This is a genomic window from Allobosea sp. P1_A7, assembly GCF_056406775.1.
Genome location: NZ_JBFTZN010000346.1, coordinates 1 through 5,498, shown reverse-complemented (window position 1 = coordinate 5,498; position 5,498 = coordinate 1). Strand labels below are relative to the sequence as shown.

At 64.4% G+C, this 5,498-nt stretch carries 5 protein-coding genes and 1 pseudogene; 1 reads left to right on the top strand and 5 read right to left on the bottom strand.

Going from position 1 to position 5,498, the window contains the following annotated elements:
• The 3 genes and pseudogenes from AC1D34_RS33610 to AC1D34_RS33600 form a co-directional block, all read right to left on the bottom strand.
• Positions 1 to 919, bottom strand: a pseudogene (locus AC1D34_RS33610) (ABC transporter substrate-binding protein); the annotation flags it as partial.
• Positions 920 to 968: 49 nt separating this feature from the next.
• Positions 969 to 1,820, bottom strand: a complete 852-nt coding sequence (locus tag AC1D34_RS33605) for a VOC family protein (RefSeq protein WP_476826572.1) — start codon at positions 1,818 to 1,820, stop codon at positions 969 to 971.
• Positions 1,821 to 2,195: 375 nt separating this feature from the next.
• Positions 2,196 to 2,951 (bottom strand): GntR family transcriptional regulator, encoded by a 756-nt coding sequence (locus AC1D34_RS33600; protein WP_476826571.1) that lies wholly within the window; start codon positions 2,949 to 2,951, stop codon positions 2,196 to 2,198.
• Between the two features lie 137 nt (positions 2,952 to 3,088).
• Between AC1D34_RS33600 and AC1D34_RS33595 the strand changes: the two genes are divergently transcribed.
• On the top strand, positions 3,089 to 3,865 hold the full coding sequence (locus tag AC1D34_RS33595; protein ID WP_441492756.1) for a pyrroline-5-carboxylate reductase family protein: 777 nt from the start codon (positions 3,089 to 3,091) through the stop codon (positions 3,863 to 3,865).
• A gap of 13 nt (positions 3,866 to 3,878) precedes the next feature.
• On the opposite strand, the gene AC1D34_RS33590 is transcribed toward AC1D34_RS33595, so the two are convergent.
• Together AC1D34_RS33590 and AC1D34_RS33585 are read right to left on the bottom strand one after the other, a co-directional pair.
• Complete coding sequence (locus AC1D34_RS33590; protein WP_441507412.1) at positions 3,879 to 4,631, bottom strand: SDR family oxidoreductase; 753 nt, start codon at positions 4,629 to 4,631, stop codon at positions 3,879 to 3,881.
• 26 nt (positions 4,632 to 4,657) lie between these two features.
• The coding region (locus AC1D34_RS33585; protein WP_476826570.1) for a 3-hydroxyacyl-CoA dehydrogenase NAD-binding domain-containing protein at positions 4,658 to 5,498 on the bottom strand (841 nt) is incomplete at its 5' end.

Here is a 5,498-nt window from a genome sequence, read left to right as displayed (position 1 = left end):
GTGGACGATGGCGCGGCGGACCCGGACGTCGGCGAGTTCCTTGCGGCGCAGGTTGAATTCGATCGTGTTCTGGAAGGGCTGGCGCTCGTTGCCGCGCGAGGAGACCTCGAAGCGGGCGTCCTTGCCCAGCCGATCGATGTCGGCCAGCGGCAGCGAGGAATAGTTGCTCATATGGACCTGGCCGGCCTCGATCGCGGCAGTCGCCGCGGCCTTGTCGGTGATGAAGCGCCAGATGATCTTGTCGAGATAGGGGTAACCCTTGCGCCAGTAATCGGGGTTGCGCTCGGCGATGACATACTGGCCGCGCTCATACTGCGCGAACTTGAACGGGCCTGTCCCGATCGGCGCGACGTTCGCCGGGTTGTCGAGGATGTGGGTGCCTTCGTAGATGTGCTTGGGCGCGATGTAGCCCAGGTCGGGCGCGGCGCCCATGAACAGGTCCATCGGCATCGGACGGTTGTAGCGGAAGATCGCCGTATGCGCGTCCGGCGTATCGACCGCCTCCAGGGCGGAGTGCAGCGCCGTGCCGTAGTTCAGGTGCTTCTTCCACAGCTCCATCGCCGTGTACTGCACGTCAGCGGAGGTGAAGGGCTTGCCGTCGTGCCACTTCACGCCCTCGCGCAGCTTGATCGTGATGGTCTTGCCGTCCGGCGAACCTTCCCAGCTCGTCGCCAACATGGGCTCGAGTTCGCCCTTCTCGTTCAGGTCGACCAGCGGCTCCATAATCTTGGAGGCGATGACATAGACACCGGTCGAGGCCCGCAATGCGGGGTTCAGGATGCGCTGCTCCTGCGGCATGTGCACGGTCACGGTACCGCCGCGGCTCCTGGGCGAACACTCCGATCGGCGAGCCCGCTAGCAGCGCCGCCGCACCGGCCGATGCGAGCATCTGACGACGCGTAAATGTTGATGCAGTCATGTTCCCCTCCATTATTGTGAATTCAGGCCTGCTGGCGTCAGGCGATCGATCAAGGCCGCGCGGACCGCCTTCCGGCTTCCCAGCCAATCAGAGCCCCTTCGACGGAGGCGCAATGCAGCGGCCATTCGCCGGCTATGCTCCATTCGGCGAATGGCTCGGCGGTCGTGCCAGCCGCGACGTCGAGGACAATTCCGCAGCCTGTGCCTTGAGCCTGCGCGCCGACCTGCCAACGCTTGTGGAAACTCGGCGCATCCATGAAGACGAGATCCGCCCCCCGCGGGCGCATAGCGACGCAGAAACCACCGTCCTCGCCCTGGGCAAATGTGAGGCCGAGCATTTGCGCGCAGAGCGCCGCGGCAGCCGGCGGATCCTCAGCCACGATCTCGATGCGGCTCAGGGCGCGGGCACCATTGGCATGGCTGACGAGATCAGGCAGCCAGACGGTCTCGCGCGTCAGATGCTGGCAGGCGAAGAGGCGCACACCGGCAGGCGCTGGCTCGAGCGGCCATTGGAAGATGCGAAACCCCGCCTCTCCCACGCCTCCGCTGCCCAGTTCGACTGGCCGGCGGAATTCGAACGGCCCAGTCGCCGAAATGCCGCCTCTCTTGAGCGTATCGAGCGCCGCCTGCGCATCGTCAGTCCGCATCGCGAGGCGTTCCAGCCCCGCTCCCGCGGCGAGGAAGTCGCGGGTCGGCCGATTGAAGTCCGTCGGGGCAAGCACGCCGAGCAGTTCGACGTAGTCGTCCTCGAACATGATCGTGTGATTGGCGGTGCCGAGATAGTCGCTGTGGAGACCACGCGGCGACACCGAAAACCCCAGCGCGCGCCAACGTTCGGCCGATGCCGAGAGCTCGCTCACGGCAACAACGATATGGTCCAGGCCGAGTACGTGATCGAGCATCTCACTACCGTTTTGCGCGGAGCCGCTTCCCCTGACACCAGTGACCGTGTCATAAGTGCATGCAGTTGTACAGGCACTTTTGAAACTTCGATTTCTGGCCGTTGCACAAAGATGAGAACGCGCGTGGCGCAAGGGTGGGCAGGCCATGCGAGGCCCCGCATCCAGCACCCCGAATCGCGGGGCATAGGGAATAAGAACGATCGCGATGTCAGCAGCTGGTTTGGCAGGCAGGCATTACCTGCACGCAGTCCCGCCTCGCCGGCTGACATTTGCCGGCCGAGTGCGCGCGCGCGCAAACGCGCGGCGGAAGGAAATGCGCGTCAGAGACGCAGCGGGTCTCGCCACGTCCTCATATCCCGAAGTCGGATCGGGATGTCAGTTCCGCGGAACGCGTGCCCGGCGCCGTGCCGACCCCGACTCTTCCGGCACGAAAATCTTCAGAAGCGCATCCTTGAGAACACTGCGCGCCTCGGCGAAAGTCAGCGAAATATGTGCGCGCAGAATCTCGATGCCCTTTGCGGCGTCGCGCTCAGCAAGCGCCTGGACGATCCGCGAATGATCCCCGACGAGACTCGAGTGTTGCGGGCCGTTTTCGATCTGGACCCGTCGGATAAACCGGATTCGGGCGTTGACGCCGATAAGCTGGCGCACGACCTCGGGATTGCCGGCAAGCTCGGCGACATGGACATGAAAGGCTTCGTCCAGTTCGAGGATCTCGTCGGGATCGTTGTTGGCGTAGCGCCGACGCGCATCCTCCCAGAACGCCTGAAGGCGCTCGATCCCAGCCTGATCGACGCGCTCGCACGCAAGAGCGAACGCGCCGGTTTCAATGATGGAGCGCATCTCGAACAGATCGACGAGATCGTCGATATCGAGGCCGCGGAAGTAAAAGCCCCTGTTGGGCGTGAAGACGACAAACCCCTCGCTGGCCAGCCTGTTCAGCGCTTCTCGGACCGGCGTGCGCGACAGCTCCAGCATCTGCGCCAGATGCACCTCGTTGATGCGCTCCTCCGGCCGCATCTTGAATTCGACGAGCTGCTGCCGAATCGCGCAATAGGCGCGTTCTGCGCTGTCCGCCGCCCGACGCGGTGGGGCTGCCTTGACGGGCGGGGCCTTCGCGGTCTTCGGCATTCCGTCTCTCATTGTCGACGACGTTTCCCCGCTCTCGCATCACCAAGAAGCGGTCAGTGCAAGCTTCAAATCGCGCAACTGGAAAAAATCAACCAGCGCCCTCCGAATCCGGCCGGCAGCTTCTTCTTGGGATCATCATGACACGGATCGCATTTCTCGGAGTCGGCCATCTGGCCGAGGCGATGATTGAAGGCCTCTTGCGCGACCAGCAGACGGTTCCCCACCTTGCCCTGTCGCCGCGCGGTCAGGGACCGAAGTTGGCCGAACGCCATGAGCTTGAGCTGGCCGAGTGCAATTCCACGCTCATATCCGGTGCGGACATCGTCTTTCTCGCGACGCGGCCGGCCGATGCCATTGCAGCTATCTGCCATCTGCCATGGCGCCCGGAGCACATCCTGGTTTCGGCCTGCGCGGGCGTGCCCATTGCGCATTTGGAAAAGGCCGCCGCCCCTGCCCGCGTCATGCGGATCATGCCGCTCACAGCCGCATCTCTCGGCGCGAGCCCGACAACGGCGTTCCCGAGTTTTCCCGAAGTTCAGGCGCTGCTCGCACGGCTCGGCCCCGTCATCGTCCTTGAGAATGAAGCCCAGTTCGAGACCGCAACGGTCAGCGCCGCCATCTATGGCTGGGCTCAGAGCCTTATCGGCCTCGGTCGCGACTGGTCCGTCGCTCATGGCATGAGCCCTGAGGCAGCCCGCGAACTTGCCGCGACGACCTTCGTGGCGGCTGGCCGGATGATTGCCGAAAGGCCGGAGCCGGTCGAAACGCTGATTGCGAATCTCGCGACGCCAGGCGGGATCACGGAGCGCGGCCTCGCGGTGCTGTCCGAGCACGGCGCCAAAGAAGGCTGGACCGCGGCCTGCGACGCCGTTCTTGCCAAGCTCACTGACGGGAGGGCGGGCAGGCGCCCCTGAGCCCCACCCTCCTTCAGGCCGGCTGCGACTTGTAGACATGACCGCCCACAGCCTGATCGGTTGGCGACACCTCGATTTCGGTGACGTCGACATGCTCAGGAAGGGCAAGCACGGCCGCGATCGTTTCAGCGATGTCCTGCGGTTTCAGGGCCCGAACGGCGCCATACATCGAATCATGCAGGCGGGCGCGATCGCCCGCGAAGGCCTGCAGATAAATGTCAGTCTCGACGCGGCCTGGAGCGAGATCGGTGACGCGGACATTGCTGCCGGCGAGATCGTAACGCAGAGAACGACCGGCATGGGCGAGCCCCGCCTTGGCCCCACCATAGGCCGACGTTCCCGCAAACACGCCGCGTGCGGCAGTCGTCGTGATATTGATGACATGACCGCGACGACGCTCAACCATGCCGCCCAGTAACGACTGCATCAGCAGCATGGGCGCAGTGAAGTTCACCGCGATCGTCTCGGAGATTTCCTCCGCGGTCTGCTCGTAGAGCGGTTTCACCGAGGCGACCATACCGGCATTGTTGACCAGGATGTCGATCTTGGCCCCGTCGAGCGCGGCGACGATCGCCGCAACATCGCGAACATCGGCAACCACCGGGATGACCCCGGCCTCGGCGACGACGGTTGCGAGTGCATCCTCGCTACGTGCAACGCCGTAGACTGTAAGCCCAAGGGTCGCGAGCTTGCGGCAAATCGCGGCGCCGATTCCGCGCGATGCGCCCGTGACGAGGGCGGTTTGATAGGGGAAGGCGCTCTGCATCATCCGGTCCTCTTCATTGCCTGCGTTCAGAGTGCCGCGCGCTGCGACATCACCCGCAGCATGTCGACCAGCCCGGCGTCGCGCTGGCTGCGCAGGTCGTCATCGCTGCGTTCGCCAATCGCCTCACGCACGGCTTTCGCCACGCGTGACACGGTCGGGGCATCAAGGCGGGCATCGCCGAGATCGTCCCAGATATCCTGATAGGTCTTGCCGTATTTGGTCAGGAAGGATTCGATACCCTCGGCGTTGAGGTGGTTCGAGATGAACGAGCCCTGCAAGGTCCATTTCGGGCCAGGGCCGTAACAGAAGGCTCGGTCGACATCCTCCGCCGTCGCGACGCCGCTTTCGACGAGTGCGATGGCCTCGCGCCACATCGCTCCCATCAGCCGCAGGGCCAGATGGCCTGTGACCTCGCGCCGGAGCACGGCTGGCTTCTTGCCGAGATCCTCATAGAAGGCACGCGTCTGCTCGATGACCTCCGGCGAGGTCGCTTTCCCGCCGACGATCTCGACGAGCGGCATCAGGTGGACGGGATTGAACGGGTGAGCGAGGACCACCCGCTCGGGATGCGCACAGGCCGACTGCATGTCCGAGACGAGCAGGGCCGAAGAGGAGGAGGCGATCACCACATCCGCAGCGATATGCTGTTCGATCTCCGCCAGCAGTGCCTGCTTCAATGGGAGTTGCTCCGGCCCCGATTCCTGGACGAAGCGAACACCAGCCATCGCGGTTGCGAGATCGCTCGCGAAGCGAATGTCTCCCGTTTCGGCCTTAGCCGGCGAAAGACGCTGCAGGTCGTCGGCCAGCGTTGCGCGCAGGGATTGAAAGGCCTCCCAGCGGGCGGGATCGGGATCATAGCAGGATACG

Bases quoted from the DNA above. Each gene is read 5' to 3' on its own strand.
- AC1D34_RS33595 (WP_441492756.1), top strand. From the start codon at position 3,089: ATGACACGGATCGCATTTCTCGGAGTCGGCCATCTGGCCGAGGCGATG.
- AC1D34_RS33600 (WP_476826571.1), bottom strand. From the start codon at position 2,951: ATGCCGAAGACCGCGAAGGCCCCGCCCGTCAAGGCAGCCCCACCGCGT.
- AC1D34_RS33605 (WP_476826572.1), bottom strand. From the start codon at position 1,820: ATGCTCGATCACGTACTCGGCCTGGACCATATCGTTGTTGCCGTGAGC.
- AC1D34_RS33590 (WP_441507412.1), bottom strand. From the start codon at position 4,631: ATGCAGAGCGCCTTCCCCTATCAAACCGCCCTCGTCACGGGCGCATCG.